Consider the following 21,290-nt stretch of genomic DNA (forward strand, 5'->3'; position numbering starts at 1 on the left):
CAGGTCTCGGACATCATTGTCTGGTCCGCGCGGCGACGGCGCTCTGCGCGCCGCCGTCACACAAGCCGATGTTGACGTCGACCGCGTCGATTCCAACCTCACCGGCAGGAATAGGTATGGCCGTCGAAGCCGCGATAGCTGCGCGTGGTGGGATTGTAGCTGCGAAACTGGACACAGGCGGGCATGCCGGCGGTGCGCAGCCGCGGCCTGTCCTCGGACTGCGACCGGGCCGCCACCGGGGTCGCGACGGCTGCAGGCTTCGCCATCACGATCATCGATTTGATCGCCGAGATGGCCGAGGGCCTGGCGTCCTTGCCGGCGGCTTTCGGCGCCTCGGTCTGCCCCGCCTTGGGCGCCGGGTCCTTGACGGCAACGACCACGGTCTTGCCGGAGACGAGCTTGCCGGATGACGGCTTGCTCGGCGCCGTGCTCATAGCGGTCCTGCTCGACGCCGCGTTGCCCGCCCCCTTGTCGCCGGACATCGTCTTGGTCTTGCCGGATGCGCCATTGGTGGAAGCTTTGGTCGAAGCCGGCTTCTTCAGGCTCGTGGCGGCCGCGGCGGGATCGAGGGAGACGGCCTTGTGAGCCGCCTCAGGCTTGTCGGCAGCCGCCGCAGGCTTCGGCTCGGCGGGTGCTGGCGTGACTGCCGCCGTCTCGCTCGCTGCCGGCTTGGCGTCAGCGGCCGCCGGCTTATCGGCGGCGGCAGACTGGCTCGGCACGGCCGGCCTCGCGTCCGTCGACGCGGTTCTGTCCTCGGCAGTTGCGGGGTCGTCGGCTGCGACCGGAGCCTCGGCCGGCTTCTTGATCAGCTTCTTGCAGTCGAGCGGAAACACCAGCTCGCCGGACGCGGTGAGCCCGATCGGCTCGCATCCGCCGAACGGCCCGCCCTCCTTGCCGATCTCCTTGGTCACCTCGCCTGTCGATGGCGGCGCGCCGCCAGGCTCTGCGCTGCGCGCAAGCGGGACGCCGACCGCAACCTGAAATAGAAAAATGCCGCACAATAAACCGGCATGGCCGGCCTTCCGCCCCAATGTACGCATGACACGCTCGCTCGACGCACAAACTTCCGCAAGGCCATCACGCCATTGAGGCAAGTCTGTGAAGGCAAGCCGCGGACTCCTGCCGGGATGTCAATTCGATGGCATTGTGACATGTCTGCACGGGCAGCCGCGCCGCAGGAATCCCTCAATACGGTTGCAATCGGAGCCTACCAGGGGTGCCTCGCGCGCGGTGACGACCAGGAATTGACGGCCGCCGCTTCCGAGCGTCCGGACGGTTCTCTTGCGTTCAACCGATCATCGCCCCGACATCGACTGCCTGCGCGCCTTCGCCGTCCTGTCGGTGATCGCGTTTCACTACGACGTCTCGCCGTTCCGCAGCGGCTATGTCGGCGTCGACATGTTCTTCGTCATCTCGGGCTTCCTGATCACGCGGATCATTCATGCCGAGGTCCGGGACGGGACGTTCTCGTTTGCGGCGTTCTACCAGCACCGCGCCCGCCGGATCCTGCCCGCGGCGCTCGCCATGCTTGGCGTCACCCTGCTCGGCGCCAGCGTGATCCTGCTGCCGCGGGATACGGTGTCGGTGGCGCAGCAGGCGCTGGCCATGCTCGCCTTCTGCTCCAACATCCTGCTTTGGTCGCAGCAGGGGTATTTCGACGCCGCCGCCATCACCAAGCCGCTGCTGCACACCTGGTCGCTCGGTGTCGAGGAGCAGTACTATGTCCTGTTTCCCGTCCTCGCGCTGGCGGTCTTCAGGCTGAGGCGCCCGCTGATGCTCGCGAGCCTTGCAACCATCTGCGCGCTCTCGTTGCTGCTCTGCGTGATCCAGACCAGGACCCAGCCGGGCGCCGCGTTCTATCTGCTGCCGGCGCGCGCCTGGCAGCTCATGCTCGGCGCGCTGCTTGCCGTGGAGGCCCTGCCGGCCCTGCGCAGCGAATGGCTCAAGGTCGGCGTGGCCGCGCTGGGGTGGATCGCGCTCGGCGCCTCGGTCAACATCTACTCGCCGCACACGCCCTACCCCGGTGTTGCGGCGCTCCTGCCCTGCCTCGGCACCGCCGCCGTGATCTGGGCCAACCCGGCCCCGAGCAAGGCCGTGCTCACAATGGCGCGGCCGATGATCGTGGTCGGGCTGTGGTCCTACTCGCTCTATCTCTGGCACTGGCCGGTCGTCTCGTTCGCCACCGCCATCTGGGGACCGCCGAGCTCGGGCACGGACAAGCTCGCATTGCTCGGCGCCTGCACGACATTGGCGCTGACGAGCTTCTATCTCATCGAGCAGCCGGGCCGCCGTGCCGCGTGGCCGATCACGGCGCGTGCGCTGGCGGCGACGGGCGCGGCCGCGCTCGCGGCCAGCGCGATCGTGATCTGGTCGTCCGGCTTTCCCGCACGGTTGTCGCCGCAGCAGCAGGCCCTGGCCGGCTTCCTCAGCTACGACCACACCAGCATCTATGAGGATGGCACCTGCTTCCTGAGCCCGGGCCAGACATTCGAGGCGTTGCAGCCCGCCTGCCTCGCGCGGGGCCGGCGTGCCACCGTCCTGCTGTGGGGCGACAGCCACGCCGCGCATCTCGCTTACGGGCTGAAACGCGCTCTGCCGCAGGCCACGCTGCTGCGCGCGACGATGGCGCAATGCGCGCCTTACCAGGAACCGGGCCAGTCGGCCGCCTGCACCGACTACAATGGCCGGCTGCCCGGGCTGGTGCGCGATCTCGCCCCCGACACCGTGATCCTTTCGGGCAATTGGACGCGCACCGCGATGGCGCCGGCCGCGCGCGCGAGCCTGCTCGCCACGATCAGGAGCATTTCCGATGCCGGCAGCAAAGTCCTCGTGGTCGGACCGAGCCCGCAATTCGACCGGCCGTTGCCGCACCTCCTGATCGCGGCGCAACGCTTCGGCGTGGGCGCCGATGGCCACGTGCCTGAGCTGATCGGCGAGGTCGACGCCTTCCTGCGCGCGTTGCTGAAGGACGCGCCGCAGACGAACTACGTGTCGCTGCTCGCGCTGCTCTGTCCCGGCAAGGATTGCATGTTGCAGGCCTCCGACGGCGCCCCGATCGCCTGGGACGACGGCCATTTCACGGCACAAGGATCGGAGCTCGCGGCAGCCCGCATCGTCGCCGCCGCACCGCGGCTTGCCGCTTCGCTCACGCGCGAAAGCGAAGCCGAAAACGAATAGCGACAAGCATGCTCGACTAATCGTCCGAGAGAAAGGCCGCAAAGATCGGCGCCGCGCGCTCGCCCATGCGCTGCGCGCCCGCCACCGTGAAATGACCGGCATCCTGGAACAGCCACACGCCGTCCTGGACGACCGGACAATCCTGGTCGCAATAGACCTCCGTCGGCCTCAACAGCGCCACCTTGGCGAGCGGCATGATCGCCTGCGCCAGCACCGCATCGATGGTCCGGTTCGCCGCCATCGCCTCGGCCCTCGGCACGGCGTCGCACGGCTTGGCCGGTGCATGCCAGCGTGGGCCCGGCAGCATGCGCAGTTGATCGAAGGCGCAGTTCACCGGCCGGACCTGGCCGCCGATCACGAGGAAGTGGCGGCCGGGCCGATCGAGCAGGCGGATCGTCTCGGCCAGATGACCGGCCACTTCGGCGTTGCGGGCCTGCGCCTCCGGCCCGTCGCCGAGGTCGAGATATTGCTGCCACGCCTGGCCGATCACGACGAAATCGGCCCGCGACTGCTGGATACGCGGCAACTCGCTGTCACGCAGCTCCGCACAGACTTTCGCGCGCGGTCCTTCTGCGGTCAGGCCGGCGAGCGTCGGGCAGCCGCTCATGGTGGAGACGTGCCCGATCATGCCGCGCGACTTCAACGGTTCATCCAGCGCCGCGACATATTGCTGGACGTAGGAATCGCCGAGCAGCTCGACGCCGCGCGTGCCTTCGAGATCGCCGAACGCACACATGCGACCTGCCGCCCGGCCACATTTGTTCAGGCCGAAGCCCTGCAGCTGGAATAGCGCGAGCTGATCTTCCGGCAGGCGCGAGGCGACGCCATTGGCACGGAAGGTCACGTGGGTCAGCGCTGCTCCGATGATGAGCACGGTCGCAAAGCTTGCCACCTGCGTCCAGCGCGGCCAGGGGAGCCGCCGCAGCGGCTGCTCGACGGCAACGAACATCAGCGCAGCCACACCGGCCGTCAGCGCGAGCTGGGCCGCAAGTGCCAGCGGCGTCTGCGCGACCTCGCCGAAGATGAAGCGGACGAAGAAGATGACGGGCCAATGCACGAGATAGAGCGAATAGGAGGCGAGGCCGATGGCGCGCACCGGACGGGCCATCAGCAGCGACGTCGGCGCATTGGCCGCGATGATGATTGCAGCCGCGAGGCATGGCGCGAGCGCCGCGACACCGGCATAGGCCTGGGCGCGGCCGATGACGACCAGGCTGCCGAACAGGACGACGTCGCCGCAGGCGGCCAGGATGGAGCGTGCCCGCGGTGACGGCGCGAGGCGCGCTTCCAGCGGTATGGCGAGCGCGCCGAGTGCGAATTCGAACACCCGGAACGGCGTCAGGAAGAACACGGCGTCCGGATCATGCGGCAGCCAGATTGCGGCAGCCGCAAACGACAACAGCCCGATCGCGGCGATGGCGCGGAAGACATGCCCGCTGCGGCAGGCCCATATCAGCAGCAGCGGCGCCAGCGCGTAGAACTGCACCTCCAGCGACAACGACCACAGATGCAACAGCGGCAGCTGGTCCGCGCTCGGTGCGAAATAGGCGCTCGCCTCGCGCCAATACTGAATGTTGGAGATCGACAACAGCCCGTGCGTCGCCTCCTTCGCCAGCTGGCGCAGGGCTTCGGGCGACAGGAACAGCCAGCCGACGGCGAAGGTCAGAGCGATCGTCGTGACCAGCGCCGGCAGGATGCGCCGCGCCCGCCGCAGATAGAACTCGGACAGCGAGAACCGCCCTGCCCTGACGTCGCGCAGGATCTGGCCGGTGATCAGATAGCCCGAGATGACGAAGAAGACGTCGACGCCGGCGAAGCCCGCTTCGAAGCCAGTGATTCTCAGGTGAAACAGAATGACGACGACGACGGCGATCGCCCTGAGGGCATCGATGTCAGCACGATGACTGCGTTCCAATGTGGTTCACCCCCGCGCATTCTTCGAGGCGAACGAAATGGAAGATACGAATGGCAACAGCGGGAAACAGTCATGACATCATCGGACCCATCCCATGACGCCGGGCCGGCAGCGGTGAGGCGGATGTGAAGGAGATTTCTGAAGTCGGCCGAAAATCCGGCGATACGTTGAAGGATCGGCCCGAATGCGGCAATCTGGCGATGCTGAGCGGAGTGCGGGGTTGATGGCGGTGACAGGATCGTTGCAACGGGGATGGCGGGCCATGCGTGGAGGACCCGTGGTGGCGGTGATGCTGGTCGCCGCCGGCGCGGCATTGGCCCAAGCCCAGGCGCCTGCTCCCAACGCGCCTGCTCCCACCCCAGCTCCGAGCACCGTCGAGCGCAATGCCAAGGGGCTCGCCGGCAAGCCGATCCAGGTCGGGATCTATCTCAACGTCCAGCCCGACTGCTCATCCGGCCCGCTTCCCTCGATCCGCCTGGTGACGCCGCCCGGCAACGGCACGGTCACGATCAAGCGCGGCAAGGTCAGCGCCACCAACTACAAGCAATGCCTGGCGCTGGAAGTGCCCGGCTTCATCGCCTTCTACCAGTCGAAGACCGACTTCGCCGGCACCGACACCGTCACGCTCGAGGTCAAATTCCCGCAGGGCCGCACCGAAGTGCAGCGGATCATGATCAATGTCGGCGTCGGGCCGGCGGGGCAGAAGATCTGAGCCACTGCCCTCTCGGAAGCGGGACGCCCGCTCCGGAAAAAAGGGCCGCCTGATCGGCGGCCCTTTGATTTTGCCTGGCGTAGCCCGTCCGGATCAGACGTGGACCTGCGTCTGGGCGTGGCTGTTGTCGATGATCATCTTGATCACATCGTCGCCTGCCGTGAGATTGCCGCCGGTGTCCTTGATCGTGGCGACGTTGGTCCAGCCCGAGCCGGTATTGACCTGCAGTGTCAGGTCGCCATTGTTCAGCACGCTGCTGCCATTGGCGGAGGCCAGGCTGCTGTGCCCGCCGCTGTCGACGAAGCGGACCGCATCGGCGTGATTGCCGGAGACGCTCGCCAGCAGGCCCGAGAGGTCGATGACGTCGCCGGATGTCCCAGTCTGGAAATCCAGGATGGTGTCGAGCCCGCCACCGGCGAGATCGCCGGCGTTCCACTTGAAGGTATCCGAGCCGCCATTGCCGGTGAGCTGGTCGGAGCCGGCGCCGCCGACCAGGACGTCGTTGCTCGACGAGCCGTTGATGACATCGTTGAAGGCCGATCCGATGACACCTTCCATGTTCTTGTAGGTGTCCTGGCCGATCCCGGACAAGGTCGGGCCGGTGGTGTTGCCACTGCTCTGGCTCAACGTGAAGGTGATGCCGGCCGTCGCATCGGAGAAGTCGAGCAGGTCGATCCCGACCCCACCATCGATGGTGTCGTTGCCGCCACCGCCGCGGATGATGTCGTCGCCGTCGCCACCATTGATCGTGTTGGCAGCACTGCTGCCGATCAGGATGTCGTTGCCCGAGCCTCCCGTCACGCGCTCGATATTGGCAATCGAGCTGAAGCCGGTGGCCGTGCCGGCTCCGAGATTGACCGTCACGTCCTCGCCCGTGATGTAGGTCAGCGTATCGCTGCTGCTGCTGCCGAGATCGGCAGTCACCGCCTCGATATTGCTGAGCTTGGTCCCATTGATATCGGTGATCACGCCGCCGGTAAGCGTGGCGTAGACCAGATCCTGGGACGTCGTTCCCTCGATGACGAACGTGTCGGTGCCGGTGCCGCCGTCGACGATGTCGACGCCGTCGTTGACGCCCCAATAGAAGGTGTCGGTGCCGGAGCCGCCGATCGCGACGTCATTACCGCTACCGCCCCGGATGGAGTCGTTGCCGGCGCCGCCATTGATGTAGTCGTTGCCGGCGCCGCCGAGCAGCGTGTCATTGCCGCCGAGGCCGTAGATGCCGTCGTCGTCGGCACCGCCGTTGAAGTTGTTGCCGCCACTCGACCCGATCATGACGTCGTAGCCGTTGTTGGCGTTGGCTTCGAGCGTGTTGTCGACCGTGGCGGTGATCGCATCGCCGTCATTGGCGCTGTAGCCGGACAGCCACGGTGCCGAACCGGTCACCCACGACTTGTCCGACAGCGAATTGATGGTGAGATTGAACGCACCATTGTCGAGCGCGTTGAAGGCGAGATAGGTCGACACCGAGGACACCGAGTCGGTGGCCGTCACCTTGTAGACGTAAAGGCCGGCGTCGTTGTTGTTCGGATCTCCGGTGAACTGGTTGCCGGTCCGGTGAATCCAGCTGTCATCCCCGGTCGAGCTGTAGACCAGGCTGTAGGTGTAGGTCACCGCTCCCATTCCGCCGGAGAACAGCGTCGCCGCGTTCAGGCTGATCACATTCGGCGAGTCGCCGTTCTGCGACAGCGCATAACGTCCGTCCGCGCTCGCGGTGTCCACGACCGCCAGCGGCGCCGGCTCATTGGTGCCGTTGATGGTGACGTCGATGACCTGGGTCGCGGTGCCGTCGACCGACTTCACCGTCAGCGTATCGTGCTTGACATCGCCATCGTTGAGCGCCTGCACGTTGGCGGCCGAATTGTTGAGCGTATAGCCCCAGGCCCCGGTCGCCGCGTTGAAGGTGAAGGTGCCGTAGGTTCCCGCCAGCGACGCCGGCGTCTGGAACTGGGCTTCCCCGGTATCGACGTCGGTGACCGTCAGCGTCCCGGCGGCCGTCAGCGTGCCGTCCTCCTTCACAGTGCCCGCCGCCGGGCCCGCGATCGAGGCCGCATCGTTGACGCCGTTCACCGTGACGGTGACGATCTGCGTGGTCGTCCCGCCATGACCGTCGTCGATCTTCACTGTATAGGTCTGATCGATATGGTCGCTGGCGCGCAGCGACTGGATGTCCGCGTCATTGACGCTGAAGGTCCAGTTCACCTTGTGGCCGGTGTTGTCGACCGTGGCATTGAACGCCCCGTAATAGCTGCTGCCATTCGGAGTCGTGTAGCTGACGGTTTGCGCGTCGCCGTCGGCATCGGTGAAGGCAATCGCGCCGGACGCCTTCTCAACGCCGGGCGTCACGACCGTGCTGGATTGCACCGAGATGTCGTCGATGACGGCGCCGCCACCGCTCGCGAACTTGATCGTCGTCGACGTCGCGGTCGCCGTGAACTGGTAGGTCTGCTCCGTCCAGCCGAGGTTCCAGGCGCTCGTGGTGAGAACGGTTGTTCCGTCGACGCCCGATGTCACGGCGGTGCCGTAGCTCATCACGTAGAAGTCGACGGTATAGGTCATGCCGATGACGGTGCTGATGGTCTGGCTCATCGAGCTTGATGCGCCGTAGAAATCCGCCGAGCCGCCGTCCGTGCGGCCGCCCACGACGGTGACGGCATGGGCCCCCCCGACGGTCCACGCATCCAGCGTGTAGAAGTTGCCGTTGTAGTAGCCGAACGAGCCGTTCTGGATCAGGTTGCCGGTCGGCGCCGCATAAGAGGCGTCCTCGGTGAGGCTTGCCGTGGTCGTGCCCGATCCGAACACCGGGGCATGGTTCGGCGTCGTGACGGAGCCGGTCTGGCTGCTGGTCACGTTCTCGGCAAAGCCCTGGCCGTCGGTGTAGGTGACGTTGGCCGAAATCTTGTGGCCGACGTCGCCGGAGCCGAGCGTGTAGGTCGAGCCGGTCGCGCCGTTGATGACGGCGCCGTCCCGCAGCCAGTGATAGGCGACGTTCGACGCGGCCCCATCCGGATCGCTGCCGAGATTGGCGGTCAGCACCTGGCCCTGCGTCGCAGTGCCCGTCACCGTCACGGTCGCAGCACCATCATTGACCGGCGTGATCGTCAACGTAAAAGCGTCCGAGGCGGCATACTCGCCGTCGCTGGCATAAACAGTGACGTTGACCGCGCCGGCGAAATTCGCCGGCGGGGTGCCGCTGAAGGTGCCGGTCGCCGCGTCGAAGTGCAGCCACGCCGGCAGAGCGCTGCCGTCGCTCAGGTTCGCCGACAGCGTCAGCGGACCATTGGTGCCGTCGAAGCGGCCATCGACATCGGCGAAGGTGTTCGACGGAATGCTGAAGCTGAACGGCTGGTCTTCCGCCGAGTTGCGGTCGACGATCGCGGTCTGCAAGGTCGGCGCGTCGTTGTTGCCGATGATCTGGACTGTCACCGTCTTGGCGGTGCCATCCTCGGTGTAGACCGTGAAGCTGTCGGTCAGCGTGGTCTGGTTTTCCTTCAGCGCCTGGATCGTCGGGTTGTTGTCGTAGAGCCCGTAGGTCCACTTGCCGGCACTGTCGATCATGTACCAGCCATAGCCGGTGGCCGTATTCGAGTCGGCAGTCTGCCAGACATCGTTGTGGCCATCGACGTCGGTCGCATTGAGATCGCCGCGGGCGATGCCGTAGAGCGGGCTGCTCTGGCTGTTGGCGATGCCGCCGAGCTCCGCGATCGTGCCGGTGGTGTCGCCGGTGATCACCGCGGCGTCGTTGACGCCGGTCACGGTGATCTTCAGCGTTGCGGTGTTGGACACCGCGCCGGACGGATCGTGGTCGGTATAGGTGAAGGTATCGATTGCGGGCACGCCCGCCGCCAGCGCATCGGCTTTGTCTGCGACGTACTTATAGGAGCCGTCCGCATTCAGCGTCAGGTGGCCGTAGGTGCCCTCGATCGAGGTACCGACGCCGGTCCCTTGCGTCACACTGCCGGTGCCGGCGACGACGCCGGAGACGACGAGCGAGGTGACGGGATTGTCGACATCGCTGTCGGCGACCGAGCCGCCGGTCGAGCCGCGGATCACGCCGTTCGCGGCCGAGATCGTGAGGGTGTCGTCCTCCAGCACCGCATGGGTGTCGGAGTTCGCCACCGGCGGGTGGTTGGCCGGGATCACCTCGACGCTGACCGTCTGGGTCGCACTCAGATCGCCGCCGCCGACATTGCCGTTGTCGTTGATGGTGATCGTGACCGATCCCGGGTGATCGCTGTTCGGCGTGAACACCGCCGACGCCAGATAGGTGTTCAGATCGCTGATCTTGAACCCGCTCATCGAGAGCAACTGTTCAGCGTTGAAGACGCCGAGCGACGGAATCGACAGCGTACCGCCGGAGATGTCGAACCTCACGGACTCGACGACATCGCCGTCCGCGTCGGAGAAGGTGATTGCGTTGGCGCCTGTGAAAGCGAACGCGGCGCCTTCATTTGTGATCACGTGCGTCGGGGCATGGACCTCCGGTGCGTCGTTCACCGGCGCCACGTTGATCGTCAGCGTGCCGGTGTCCGTCTGTCCGGCCGCGTCACGCACCGTATAGTCGACGGTATCCGCGCCATAGAAGTCTGCCTTGGGGTTGTAGACGTAGGTGCCGTCGGCATTGAAATGGATGGTGCCGCCCTTGGCTGTCGTGAAATCGCCCGCGATCACGCTGAGCGTATCGCCGGTGTCCGGATCACGATCGTTGTGCAGAACGCCCTGCGCCGGGTCGGACACCGTCAGTGTCGTGTCCTCGTTCACGCTCGCCGTGTCATCCACGGCCCTGGGAGCATCCTCGATCGGGTTGATGTTGATCGTGATCGTCTGCGTCGCGCCCAGATTGCCACCACCGACATTGCCGTTGTCGTTGATGGTGATCGTGACCGATCCCGTCGCGTCGTTGTCGGCTGATGGCGTGAACACCGCAGACGCCAGAAGGGTGTTCAGATCGTTGATCTTGAACCCGCTCATGGAGAGCAGCTGTTCAGCGTTGAAGACGCCGAGCGACGGAATCGACAGCGTGCCGCCGGAGATGTCGAACCTCACGGACTCGACGACATTGCCGTCCGCATCGGAGAAGGAGAACGCGTTCGCGCCGGTGAAGGCGAATGGTGTATCCTCGTTCGTCGTCACCTGCGTCGGCGCATGGATCTGCGGCGCGTCGTTGACCGGGGTCACCGTGACATCGATCGTCTGCAGCGCGGTGCTGGCAACGTCGGTGTGGACATGGCCGTCCGACAGCGTGGCCTGGTCGGTGACTTCGGCGACGACCGACAACGAGAACGTGCCGTTGTAGTTCGCGGGCGGCGTGATCTGCAGCGGATGGCTGTCGAACGCGGCGATCGCGGCGGCGCTGTCGATCACCCATTTGCCGGCGTCGGCGCCGGTTCCGGCATGGCCGACCGAGAAGGTCGCCCCGTCCGGATAGCCCGTAATCAGCAGCCGCAGGCTTTCCGAGCCGTCGGTGTCGGTGACGGCGGCGCTGATGAGCTTCAGGTTGATCGTCTGATCCTCGGCACCCGAGGCGGGCCCGAGGTCCATGAAGCTCAAGGTCAGCGAGTCGGCCTTCGGCGCGACGTCGACCGTGACATGCGCTGTCGCGGTGCCGCCATCGCCGTCGCTGACCGTATAGTCGAAGCCGGCGACGCCGGAGAAGTTATGGTCCGGCGTGAACACCGGATTGCCGTTGTTCAGCGAAACCGTGCCGTGCGTTGCATTCGACACACCGGTGACGGACAAGGTGTTGTTGTCGATGTCGGTGTCGTTGTTGAGCAGGCTGAGCAGCGCGTTGACGGTGAGCGGAGCGTCCTCGCTCGTCTGCACCGTGTCGTCATGAGCCACCGGCGGCGTGTTGAACACACCGGTCAGCGTGCGCGTGCCGTCGGTGAAGCCGAAGCTCTCATAGTTCGTGAACGTATCGGTCACGCCATTATGGGTGACCTGCACGCCGATCAGCGTCACGCCGTCGGCCGCGAACACCTTGGTGTAGCTCGCGTCGGCGAAGTTGAAACCGAACTTGACCGTGTCGGTGTCGCCGCCGCCGTCCGACACCACGCTGGTGTTGCCGGCAAAGCGCGTGAGATCGAGCGTGTCGTTGCCGGTGCCGCCGTCGAAGACGATGGTCGAAGGTGCGATCGCGGTTCCGGTGATGTCGGTGATCGTCAGCGTATCGCTGGCGGTGCCGCCGGTGATGGTGACGCGCTCGATCTCGTCGGCGCGGATGGTCGCCCCGTCGGGACCGTCGTACCGGACCAGAATGTCGGTGGCGTTGGTCGCCGCCGGATCGTTCAGCGTCGGGTTGATGTCGGTGCCGCTGGTCGCCTTGCCGATGGTGAAATTGCGCGCATTGCCATCGCCGGTGATCGCAAGCACGTCGTAGTTCGGGGAGGTCGCGCCGGTCTCTGAGCCGCCGTCGATGACGTCGTTGCCGTCGCCCACCGTGTACAGGAAGGTATCGTTGCCGGCGCCGCCGAACAGCCGATCGGCCCCTGCACCGCCCTTGATGATGTCGTTGCCGGCGCCGCCATACAGGCTATCGCCGCCCACGCCGTTGCCGCCGACCAGGATGTCGTCGCCATTCGATCCGTGGGCTTCGGTCACGCCGCCGAGCTTGTCGGTGCCGACCACCTTGTCGGTCACCGCGGCGCGGTCGGTCACGCTGTGCGCCCCGAGCGTCTCGCCGAGGATCGTCTGCGACGTGTCGCCGAGATTGACGAATACCGGCGAGTTCGGCGCGTCATAGCGCACCGTCGTCACCGTGCCTGCGGCATCGACCCGCACGGTGAAGTCGTTGGTCGCCGTATCGTGATCGCGGTCTTCGACCTGGAACGCGAAATTGAGGTCGAGATACTGGCTGGCCGAGCTCGATGTTCCGACCGGGGCCGGGTGATCGAGCGGCTGCAGCAGGGTGAAATTGTAGGCGCCGGTGCCGGCATCCGTCAGCGTCACCGTGAACACCGCAGCATCGGCGGCGTTGCCCGTCACCAGCCCGTTCTGGCCGATATAGCTGCCGCCGCTCATGCGATAGGCGGTGAGCGTGGTGTGGTCGGCCGACATCACATAGGTGAGGCCGATGCCGAGCGAGGTCAGCCCTGCGAGCTGATGACTGGCCGCATCGTAGACCTTCGGCGACGCAGCTGAGAACGTCAGCGACGCGCCCGAGCTGTCGCCATCGGCGCCATAGGTGACCTTCAGGTCGACCGCACCGGTCGAGACGTTGCCCGCGGCCTCCTCGAGCGACACCGTGTTGACGTGCTGCGACGACGGCGTGTCGTCCTTGACGCTGACGAGGAGCTGGTCGTGCAGCGCGATCGCATCGCCATCGGAGTCGGTGGCGGTCACCGCCGTCGACAAATCGAGCGTCAGTTTGTCGTCGTTGCCGTTGCCGACATGATCGAGCGCGCCCTTGAGCCGGAACGAATACTGGCCGGTCGTCGGATCGACCTGGAATTCGAAGATCGTGACGCCGCCCGCCTTCGCGATCAGCGTGTTGTCGACGCCGATGCTGTAGGTGAGCGCCACGCCGCCCGAGGTGAGCGACAGCAGGCCGGGCGCGAGGTTGGTGGTCTCGACGGTGTAGCTGCCGAGCTTGTCGGCGCCGAACGACACCAGCGAGCTGACATTGCCGGTGAAGACGGAATCGTCGGTGTTGCTGTCGCCGTTGAGGTCGCCGCCCCGCGATCCCGTGGTGGTGACCACTGAACCAGTCGACAGCTCGCTCTCATAGACCGTCGTGGTCAGCACGGTCGCGGTCGCCACAGGGCTGTCATCGTTGATCGTGACCGCGAAGGACGAGCTGGTGCTGTCGCCATCGGCATCGGTCGCGGTGAAGCCGAAGGTGAGCTTGACGTCGTTCTCGCCTTGCCCCGCCGGATGATCGACGTGCTTCAGCAGCGTGAAGCTGTAGCTGCCGGCGCCGCTGTCATCGAGCGTGACCTTGAACACCTGGCTCGCGGCCGACGGCGCGTTGCCGTTGACCGGATTGCTGCCGGTGTAGCCATAGACCGTATCGCCGACCACCCAGAGCTTGACCTGGGCGCCGTCGACCTTGAGCAGCCCCGCATCGGTCGACGCGTTCTGGCCGTTGGCGATGCCTGAGAACGCAACCGCGCGGTTGACGGAGCCTGCGTTGTTGTCGTCGGCGCCCCAGGAGATTGCGAGCGAGCCAGTCGCGGCGACATTGGCGCCGGCGACGTCGCCGGTCGCGGCTGCGGTGTTGCCGCCGGACAGGCCGTCCTCGTCGACGACGCCGGCCACCGGCGCGCCGATCGCAGGCCGGCCATTGTCGTCATTGATCGTGACGGTGAAGTTGCCGGAGGCCGCATCCCCGTCGGAATCCGTCGCGGCGAAGCCGAGCTTCAGCGACAGCGCATTGGTCTGGCCGGAGCCGATGTGATCGACATTGTCGAGCAGTTCGAACGTGTAGCTGCCGGAGCCGTCATCGGACAGCGTGATGTGGAACACCTTGCGGTCGCTCGTCGTGAGCTGGCCGCCATTGTCATTGGCGACGCCCCAGATCTCGGTGTCCGACACGCGGATGAACTGCACCGCCGTCCCGTTCGACGTCAGCGTCGGGCTGCCCGCGCCGGTCGTCTTCACGACGTCGCCGGTATGGATCGCGCTGTCGAACGCCACGCTGCGATTGGCCACGCCCGAATTGCTGTCGTCGGCGCCCCAATTGATATTGAGGGCGACATTCGATGCGGTCTGGGTCGCGAACACCTCCGCGCCGGCCGGACCGGTAGTGTTCTCGGTCAGCGATGCGCCTGCGGACGTGCCGATCACCGGCACGTCGTCCTTGACCGAGACCGTAAAGCTGTTGCTCGAAATGTCGCCATCACCGTCGGTGGCCGTGAAGCTGAAGGACAGCTTGACGATGTTCTCGGCGCTGCCGGCGGGATGATCGAGGTTGCCGAGCAGCTTGAAGCTGTAGGAGCCGTCGCTCTGGTCGCTCAGCGACACTTCGAACACATGGGTGCCATGGGCGAGATCGCTGCCGGTGTAGCCGACCAGCACGCCGTTCTCGAAACCGTATTTCACGGTCTGGCCGTCCGACGTCAGCGTCAGATTGTGGCCCGTGCTGTCCTCGGCGTCGACATTCGCGCCTGCGCTCGTGTAGCGGAAGGTGACAGAGCGGTCGCCGAGGCCGCCGCCCGTGGTCTTGTTGCTGTCGTCGGTGCCCCAGGTGATGTTGAGGTCGCCGCTGACCGAGGTCGACTCCTTGGAGGAGTCGGTGCCGTTCGGCAAATCGTCCTCGTCGACGGTCCTGGCATCGCCGACTGCTGCGACCGGCGCGGTGTCGAGGATCGTGACCTTGAAGCTGCTGGTGACGCTGTCGCCGTCGGAATCCGTGGCCTTGAAGCCGAACGTCAGCGGCAGGCTGTCGTCGTTCGGGCCGGACGCCGGATGGTCGATGTTGTCGTACAGCGTGAACTTGTAGCTGCCATCGCCGCTGTCGGACAGCTGGATGGTGAAGACGGTGCGGTGATCGGCGGTGACCGCCGTCAGCAGCGTGCCGTCGCCGGAGATCGTGTAGCTGATCGCCGAGCCGTCGGAGGTCAGGCCGGTCGCTCCAGCCCCGGTGGTGAACGCCACCGCGCGGTTGTGACCGACGCCGGTATTGTTGTCGTCGGCGCCCCAGGAGATGTCGAGGCTGCCGGTCTGCACCGTCGAGTTCGATGCGTCGGGATGGCTGGTATCGTAGCCGTCGGTCGGCAGGCTCGCCTCGCTGACGGTCTCGTCCTTGGCGCAGCCGACGGTCGGCACGTCGTCGGTCACCGCCACCGTGAAGCTGCTGGTGGCGCTGTCGCCGTCGGAATCGGTGGCCTTGAAGCCGAAGCTCAGCGACAGGCTGTCGGCGCCCGCCTTGCCGTGATCGAGATTGTCGAGCAGCGTGAACTTGTAGCTGCCGTCGCCGTCATCGCCGAGCGTGACGGTGAAAACGGTGCGGTGATCGATGGTCACGGCGCTGAGCGTGGTGCCGTCCGCCGAGACCACGTAGCTGATCGCATAGCCGTTCGACGTCAGCCCTTCCGGCGCGCTCGTGTTGAAGAACGACACCGAGCGGTTGTTGGTCGCGCCGGAATCATTGTCGTCGGCGCCCCAGGAAATGGCGAGGTGGCCCGTCTGCACCGTCGAATAAGGCGAATCCGGGAACACGACGTCATAGAGGTCGGTCGGCAGGTTGGATTCGCTGACGGTCTCGTTCTCGGCATGCCCGATCGTCGGGACGTCGTCGACCACCGTGACGGTGAAGGTGCTGCCGCTCGAATCGCCGTCGGAATCGGTCGCGGTGTAGTCGAACGTCAGCTTCAGGACGTTGGTTCCCTGCCCGGCCGGATGGTCGAGATTGCCGAGCAGCTTGAAGGTGTAGGAGCCGGTGCCGTCGTCATCGAGCGACACCTCGAACACGCGCTGCCCGTAGGCCAGGCTGCCGCCGCTGTAGCCGACCAGCACACCGTGATCGAAGGCGTATTTCACCGGCTGACCATCCGACGTCAGGCCGCTGAGGCCGACATCGCTGCCGTTGGTCACATGGACGTCGGCGGCCGCGTTGGACGAATTGGTGAAGCGGACCGAGCGATCGGCCGCGCCGCTGTCGTTGTTGTCGGCGCCCCATTTGATGTTGAGCGCGCCGGTCACCGAGGCATCGTGGCCACCGCCATCATGGCCACCGAAATCCGGGCCGCAGTCGCCGCCGCCGGCGTTGATGTCGGCCTCGCTGATGCTCTTGGCGGTGCCGGTGTGCGCCTCCGGACTGTCGTCGTTGACGCTGACCTTGAACGTGCCGCCGACCTGGTCGCCGTCGGAATCGGTCGCGACGTATTTCAGCGTCAGCGCGATGCTGTCCTCGGTATTCGGTACCGGATGGTCGAGGTTGTCGAGCAGCGTGAAGGTGTACGAGCCGGAGTTCAGGTCGGACAGCTTGACCGTGAACACCGCGGCGTTGGCCGGATTGCCGGTCCAGTTGCCGTTGCCGTCGATATAGTGGTGCCCGTCGTAGCGATAGGCCGTGATCTCAGTGCCGCCCTCGCTGAGCGCGTAGGACAGGGCAACGCCGTTCGAGGTCAAATGCAGCGCGGAGAGCGTGGTGGTGGCGTCGGATGCGAAGGTGACGGCGCGGTCGCCGTTCACCGACGACGCGCCGGCGATCCCGACATTGCCGAGATTGTTGGCGCTGTCGGCGCCCCAGGAGATGCCGAGATCGCCGGTCGCGACGGTGTTCTGGCCGGGGACGTCGCCCGGCCCATCGGCAAGCCCGGTCGGGAGACCATCCTCATCGACCACACCGGTGGCAATCTCGCGGTTCAGCACCGGAGCGTCATCGTTGATCTTGATGCTGAAAGTGTCGCTGACCGCATCGCCGTCGGAATCGGTGGCGACGAAGCCGAGGGTGAGCGTGACGTCGTCCTCGGTGTTGTGGACGGGGTGATCGACATTGTCGATCAGCGTGAAGGTGTAGGCGCCCTGCCCCTGATCGGACAGCGCCACCGTGAACACGGCAGCGTTGGCCAGGGTGCCGGTGGCATGGCCCTCGCCGTCGACATAGGTCTGGTGCGCTTCGTCGTAGCGATAGGCGGTCAGCGTCGTGCCGTCGGCGGAGACGGTGTAGGTCAGCGCGACACCGTTCGAGGTCAGGTGCTGGGCGGTGAGCGTCGAGATCACGTCGGAGGCGAAGGTGACCGCACGGTCGCCGTTGACAGGCGCGCCGGTGATGCCGCCGTCGACATGGCTGTTGGCGCTGTCGGCGCCCCAGCGGATGCCGAGGGAGTCGGTCACCGTCAGATTGACGCCATCGGCGTCGTTGCCATCCTTGTAGCTGTTGCCGGGGTTGCCGAGGCCGTCCTCGTCCACGACCGAGTAGCTTGGCTTCTCGCCGAAGGTCGGCGCGTCGTCGTTGACCTTCACGGTGAAGGTGTCGGTGACCGCATCGCCGTCGGAGTCGGTGGCGACGAAGCCGAGGGTGAGCGTGACGTCGTCCTCGGTGCCGTGAATCGAATGATCGAGGTTGCCGGACAACGCGAAGGTGTAGGAGCCGAAGCCCTGATCCGACAGCGTCACCGTGAACACCAGCGCGGCGCTCTGGTCCGAGGTGGCGTGACCTTCGGCGTCGATGAAGCTCTCACCGTCAAAACGGTAGGCGGTCAGCGCGGTGCCGTTCGGCGACACCTCGTAGTGCAAGGCAAAGCCGTCCGAGGTGAGATTCTGGGCGTCGAGGGTCGCGACCACGTTGGCCGCGAAGGTCACCGCGCGGTCGCCGTTGACCGAGGAGCTGGTGATGCCGCCGTCGACATGGCTGTTGGCGCTGTCGGCGCCCCAGCGGATGCCGAGCGTGTCGGTCACCGTCAGATTGGCGCCGTCGGCGTCGTTGCCGTCCTTGTAGCTGTTGCCGGCATTGCCGAGGCCGTCCTCGTCGACCACCGAATAGCTCGGCTTCTCGCCGAAGGTCGGTGCGTCGTCGTTCACCTTGACGGTGAAAGTGTCGGTGACCGCATCACCGTCGGAGTCGGTGGCGACGAAACCGATGGTGAGCGTGAGGTCGTCCTCGGTGCCGTGCACCGGGTGATCGAGATTGCCCTTCAGCTCGAAGGTGTAGGAGCCGAGGTCCTTATCGGACAGCGACACCGTGAACACGGCGGCGCCCGACAGCCCCTCGCCCTCCAGCGGCTTGCCGTTGGCGTCGACATAGGTCTCGTGGGCGGCGTCGTAGCGATAAGCCGTCAGCAGCGTGCCATTCTCGGACACGACATAGGTGAGCCCAAAGCCGTTCGACGAGAGATTCTGGGCCTCGAGCGTCGTGACCACGTCTGCGGCAAAGGTGACGGCGCGGTCGCCGTTGACCGACGCGCCGGTGATACCACCGTCGACATGGCTGTTGGCGCTGTCGGCGCCCCAGCGGATGCCGAGCGTATCGGTGACCGTCAGGTCTTCGCCATAGGCGTCGTTGCCGTCCTTGTAGCTGTTGCCGGCATTGCCGAGGCCATCCTCGTCGACCACCGAATAGCTCGGCTTCTCGCCGAAGGTCGGGGCGTCGTCATTGACCTTGACCGTGAAGGTGTCGGTGATCGCATCGCCGTCGGAATCGGTGGCGACGAAGCCGAGGTTCAGCGTGACGTCGTCCTCGGTGCCGTGCACCGGATGATCGAGGTTGCCGGACAGGGTAAAGGTGTAGGAGCCATGGCCCTGGTCGGACAGCGACACCGTAAACACCAGGGCGGCGCTCGGATCCGAGGTGGCGTGTCCCTGCGCATCGACGAAGCTCTCGCCATCGACCCGATAGGCTGTCAGCACGGTGCCGTTCGGCGACACCTCGTAGTGCAACGCGAATCCGTCCGAGGTGAGATGCTGGGCCTCGAGCGTGGAGACCACGTTCGAAGCGAAGGTCACCGCGCGGTCGCCGTTCACCGGCGAACCGGTGATGCCGCCGTCGACCGTATGATTCGCATCATCGGAGCCCCAGCGGATGCCGAGCGTGTCGGTGACCGTCAGGTCTTCGCCATAGGCGTCATTGCCGTCCTTGTAGCTGTTGCCGGCATTGCCGAGGCCGTCCTCGTCGACCACCGAATAGCTCGGCTTCTCGCCGAAGCTCGGACCGTCATCGGCGACGTTGACGGTAAAGGCGCTGTCGACGGGGTCGCCGTCGGCGTCGGTCGCGACAACCTTGAAGGTCAGCGGCAGCGACGCGTCGTTGACGCCATTGTGGTCGATGTTGTCGGACAGCGTGAAGGTGGCGCTGCCGGAGCCGGTGTCGGACAGCGACACGGTGAAGATGGTGCGCGCGCCTTCACCCTCGCCTGCGGTGGCGATGATCTCGGTGCCGTTGGCCGACAGCGTGTAGGAGATGGCCTCGCCGTTGGAGGTCAGGCCCAGCGCCTGCAAGGTCGCGATCTCGGACGTCGCGAAGACGAGCGAGCGGTCGCCGTCGACCACGGTGCCGTCGGAGCCGCCATCGACCTTGCTGTTGCCGTTGTCGGCGCCCCAGCCGATGTGGAGGTCCACGCTGGCGGTGGTCGGCTCGAAGCCGTCGCCGCCCACGACCTTGGCGCTGAGCTCGCTCTCGCCGCCGCCTTCACTGCCGCTGCCGGTGTGCTCGGCGACGTTGATCGCCTCGACCGTGCCCGCGACCGGCGAATCGTCGTTGACGCCGATCACGATCGTGACCGGCGCGCTGTCGCCGCTGCCGTCGATCGCGATCACGCTGACGGTCAGGTTGAGCGTATCTTCCGTCCCGATGATCGGGTGATCGAGTGGCTGCAGCAGCGTGACCGTGTAGGTGCCGTCGATGGTGGAGTTCGCGTCGAGCGTGATCGTGAAGACATGGCTCGCCGCGTTCGACGGATCGTTGCCGATGTAGCCGATCAGCTCGGGCTGGCCGTTGACGGTGGTGATCTGCAGATGCACCTCCTGGCCGCCGGATGTCAGCCCGGCGAGACCGGGCTGCGACGCCGCGAACGCAAAGGCGCGGCCGATGACGTCGGTGCCGAAATCGACGTGCAGCGAGCCGGTGAAGCTGGTGGTCAGGCCGCCGACGTCACCACTCCCACCGGGCCTGCCTTCGGACAGGCCATCCTCGTTGAGCACCACGCGATCGGCGACGCCTACGATCGGCGTCGGATTCGGCGTCACCGGATTGCTGCCGAAATTGCTCGTCGTATCCTCGCCCGCGAGCAGCGCCAGCGGGTTGCCGACCGTCAGCGGATCGACCTTGAACGAACCGAAATTGGCGCCGGCGGGGACGCCCGGCGCGCCCGGCGTGCCCGCGGCCGGCAGCACCGATTGATCGGTCGTGATCGGAAACAGCTCCGCGAACTGATCACCATTGATGACCCGGTCCGGCGTGACCTCGAAGGCGACGTCCTTCAGCGGTGCGCCGTTGGTATCGAACACCGGCTCGATCGAGACCGTCGACTGATTGTCGAACAGAACGATCAAACGGCTGCCGATCTTGATGAAGGTCAGCTTCTCGCCGGCGATATCGCTGAAGTCGATCCGGCTCCCGCCATCGAGATGGACCGTGACGGCCTGGCTGCCCTGAGGTTTTTCGATCTTCAGGTTCTTGGCCGAAGGCGGGGATGACTGCGTGGACGTGCCGGTCAACTGGGCCAGCAGGACAGGAGCATTCATTCTCCGCAACCTCCAAATATGAGGCGCTGCCGTGGCGCGCCCATTTCTACGGTTAAACTATTATTAAACTTTAATTTCGGTCAATATTACCGGGGTCTCTTAACCCGACTTTAGGGAGTTTGGGTAAATGCAGTCAAGTGCAGCCGCGGTGACGAAGGTCGACGGGCCGGCCGGAATGCTTGGCTGTTGCGCGGGAATTGAAGACAGACTCAAGAATAGACGTGGTCTATTCTGTATAAACGCGATCCGTCCGGCAGGTATTCGGGCCGCCTATACTGTCGTGGAACAATACGCACGATGCGGGGAAGAGGCGGCAGCGCCCCAAAATAAACAAAATGGAACCCGCCTCCTGCGATTTATTTG

General features: G+C 65.7%; 5 protein-coding genes. 2 read left to right on the forward strand and 3 right to left on the reverse strand.

What is annotated here, in order from left to right; all coding sequences use genetic code 11:
- Nucleotides 1-98: 98 nt before the first annotated feature.
- Nucleotides 99-1,040 carry a hypothetical protein gene (locus S58_RS22525; protein ID WP_244440626.1) on the reverse strand — a complete coding sequence of 314 codons (942 nt, stop codon included), beginning with the start codon at nt 1,038-1,040 and terminating at the stop codon, nt 99-101.
- A 241-nt stretch (nt 1,041-1,281) separates the two neighbouring features.
- Here S58_RS22525 and S58_RS22530 point away from each other — a divergent pair, with 241 nt between their 5' ends.
- Nucleotides 1,282-3,177, forward strand: a complete 1,896-nt coding sequence (locus tag S58_RS22530) for an acyltransferase family protein (protein WP_015667676.1) — start codon at nt 1,282-1,284, stop codon at nt 3,175-3,177.
- A 16-nt stretch (nt 3,178-3,193) separates the two neighbouring features.
- Here the strand turns inward: S58_RS22530 and S58_RS22535 are convergent, their stop codons facing one another.
- Nucleotides 3,194-5,092 (reverse strand): acyltransferase family protein, encoded by a 1,899-nt coding sequence (locus tag S58_RS22535; RefSeq protein ID WP_015667677.1) that lies wholly within the window; start codon nt 5,090-5,092, stop codon nt 3,194-3,196.
- Nucleotides 5,093-5,354: 262 nt separating this feature from the next.
- On the opposite strand from S58_RS22535, the gene S58_RS22540 reads away from it, so the two are divergent.
- A complete protein-coding gene (locus S58_RS22540; protein ID WP_042340133.1) occupies nt 5,355-5,804 on the forward strand; it encodes a hypothetical protein in 450 nt (149 codons plus the stop codon).
- 93 nt (nt 5,805-5,897) lie between these two features.
- Here S58_RS22540 and S58_RS22545 read toward each other — a convergent pair whose 3' ends face one another.
- Nucleotides 5,898-20,927 (reverse strand): T1SS-143 repeat domain-containing protein, encoded by a 15,030-nt coding sequence (locus tag S58_RS22545; RefSeq protein ID WP_015667679.1) that lies wholly within the window; start codon nt 20,925-20,927, stop codon nt 5,898-5,900.
- Between the last annotated feature and the right edge of the window lie 363 nt (nt 20,928-21,290).

The sequence above is a fragment of the Bradyrhizobium oligotrophicum S58 genome (genome assembly GCF_000344805.1).
Lineage (GTDB): Bacteria > Pseudomonadota > Alphaproteobacteria > Rhizobiales > Xanthobacteraceae > Bradyrhizobium > Bradyrhizobium oligotrophicum.

Excerpts from the sequence above, each read along its gene's own strand:
- S58_RS22525 (WP_244440626.1), bottom strand. The coding sequence starts at position 1,040 with ATGCGTACATTGGGGCGGAAGGCCGGCCATGCCGGTTTATTGTGCGGC.
- S58_RS22540 (WP_042340133.1), top strand. The coding sequence starts at position 5,355 with ATGCGTGGAGGACCCGTGGTGGCGGTGATGCTGGTCGCCGCCGGCGCG.
- S58_RS22545 (WP_015667679.1), bottom strand. The coding sequence starts at position 20,927 with ATGAATGCTCCTGTCCTGCTGGCCCAGTTGACCGGCACGTCCACGCAG.